The sequence below is a fragment of the Sphingosinicella sp. genome (genome assembly GCF_052387495.1).
Lineage (GTDB): Bacteria > Pseudomonadota > Alphaproteobacteria > Sphingomonadales > Sphingomonadaceae > Allosphingosinicella.
In genome coordinates this window covers 1-1783 of sequence record NZ_JBQTJC010000214.1, presented here as the reverse complement: position 1 = coordinate 1783, position 1783 = coordinate 1, and the positions used below count along the sequence as shown (strand labels likewise).

General features: G+C 67.3%; 4 protein-coding genes. All 4 read right to left on the bottom strand.

Annotation, left to right across the window (positions count from 1 at the left end; translation table 11 throughout):
* Positions 1-17: 17 nt before the first annotated feature.
* A complete protein-coding gene (gene tatC, locus ACT4N8_RS11980) occupies positions 18-806 on the bottom strand; it encodes a twin-arginine translocase subunit TatC (RefSeq protein ID WP_444858358.1) in 789 nt (262 codons plus the stop codon).
* Positions 803-1225 (bottom strand): Sec-independent protein translocase protein TatB, encoded by a 423-nt coding sequence (tatB, locus tag ACT4N8_RS11975; protein WP_444858357.1) that lies wholly within the window; start codon positions 1223-1225, stop codon positions 803-805. Before tatB ends, tatC begins: the two co-directional genes overlap by 4 nt.
* A 34-nt stretch (positions 1226-1259) precedes the next feature.
* The gene (locus ACT4N8_RS11970) at positions 1260-1520 is read right to left on the bottom strand and encodes a twin-arginine translocase TatA/TatE family subunit (RefSeq protein WP_444858356.1); all 261 of its coding nucleotides are present in this window, start codon (positions 1518-1520) and stop codon (positions 1260-1262) included.
* A gap of 30 nt (positions 1521-1550) precedes the next feature.
* Positions 1551-1783: SMC-Scp complex subunit ScpB (locus tag ACT4N8_RS11965; protein WP_444858355.1), on the bottom strand; the 233-nt coding region annotated here is incomplete at its 5' end.

The window sequence follows — 1783 nt, the reverse complement described above, 5'->3', positions numbered from 1 at the left end:
TGCGGGCGGCGCCTTTTCTATGCGGCCGTCTTGGCGGCTTCCTTGGCCCGCTTGCGCTCGGTGAACCAGATCGCGACCAGCGAGACTTCGTAGAGGACGATCAGGGGGATCGCGAGCATGAACTGCGAGATCACGTCGGGCGGGGTCAGCACGGCGGCGGCGACGAAAGCGACGACGATCGCGTAGCGCCGGCCGCGCTTGAGCTGATCGCGGGTGACCAGCCCGGCGCGCTCGAGCAGCATCAGCAGCACCGGCAGCAGGAAAGCGACGCCGAAGCCGAAGATGAAGCGCATCACGAAATCGAGATAATTGCCGACCGCGGGCAGCGCGTCCTGCTGGACCCCGCCGATATCGCCCTGGTAGCCGAGCAGGAAGCGCAGCGCGACCGGCATCGCGACGTAGTAGGCAAGCGAGGCTCCGCCCAGGAACAGGAAGGGCGTCAGCACCAGGAAGGGGCGCATCGCGCGCTTCTCCTTCCCGTAGAGGCCGGGCGCGACGAACTTCCAGAGCTGATTGGCGATCACCGGAAATGAGATCATCAGCGCGGCGAAGAAGCCGATTTTGACCTGGACGAAGAAGGCCTCGAAGATCGCGGTGTAGATCACCCGCTGCTGCCCGGCCTGAAGCAGGGGCTGGACGAGAAAGGCGAAGATCGGCTCGGCGAAATAGAAACAGACGAAGAAGGCGACGACGAAGGTCGCGAAGCTCCACAAAAGGCGGCGGCGGAGCTCGATCAGATGATCGAGCAGGGGCGCCTTGCTCGCGTCGAGATCCTCGTCGGGCGCGGCGCGCTCGAGATCGGTCACGAGCCGTCTCCCGACGGCGGCGGCGACGGCGGGGTCGTGTTCGGGATCGGCGGGGCGGCGCCCGCCTTGCGGGGACGGCGCGCGCGCGTGGGCTTGGGCGGCTCGGGCGGCGCCGGCTCGAACGGCGGCGGCGGATTCTCCGAGCTCGGCAAGGGCTTGCCCCAGTCGGTCTCGGTGCCGCCGTCCGGATGGTCGCGCATGATCCGCTCGTTATTGCTCTTCCAGGCCTTTTCCATGTCCTCGAGCTCGGCCTCGCGCATCATCGTGTCGATGCCGGAACGGAAATGCTTGGCCATGCCGCGCGCCTGGCCCATCCACTTTCCGATCGCGCGCATCGCGCGCGGCAGATCCTTGGGGCCGATCACCACCAGGGCGACCAGCGCGATGATCAGGATTTCGCCGGAATCGATCCCGAACACGTAATGCCCCTCTCAAGCCCCCCGGGGCCGCGGCCTATTGCCGATCGGCCTCGGGCGCCGGAGTGACCGTCGTCTCGGCCGGGCGCGGCTCGGCGGGGCGAGGTTCGGCGGCCCGCGCCTCCGTGATGCGCCGCTGCTCCTGCGCGGCCGCCTCCTCGTCCTCGCTCATGCCCTTCTTGAAGCTCTTGAGGCCCTTCGCGACGTCGCCCATCATGTCGGAGAAGCGGCCCTTGCCGAACAGCAGGAGCACGACCAGGCCGACGATGAGCCAATGCCAGAGGCTGAAACCACCCATTTTGAAAATCTCCTAGCGTCGCAGGGGAACTTAGGCCTCTTCGGCGTCAGTTTCCAGTTCGACCTCTTCGTCCCCGTCCTCGTCGCCCTCCAGGCCGAGCCGTTCGAGCGCGATATCGACCGGATCGAGCAGCCCCGCCGCCTTGAGATCGTCGATCCCCGGCAGGTCGCGGCGGCTCTTTAGCCCGAAATGGGTCAAGAATTCCTGAGTCGTCGCATAAGTGAGCGGCCGGCCCGGCACCTCACGCCGGCCGGCGGGGCGCA

Bases quoted from the DNA above. Each gene is read 5' to 3' on its own strand.
- ACT4N8_RS11970 (WP_444858356.1), bottom strand. From the start codon at position 1,520: ATGGGTGGTTTCAGCCTCTGGCATTGGCTCATCGTCGGCCTGGTCGTG.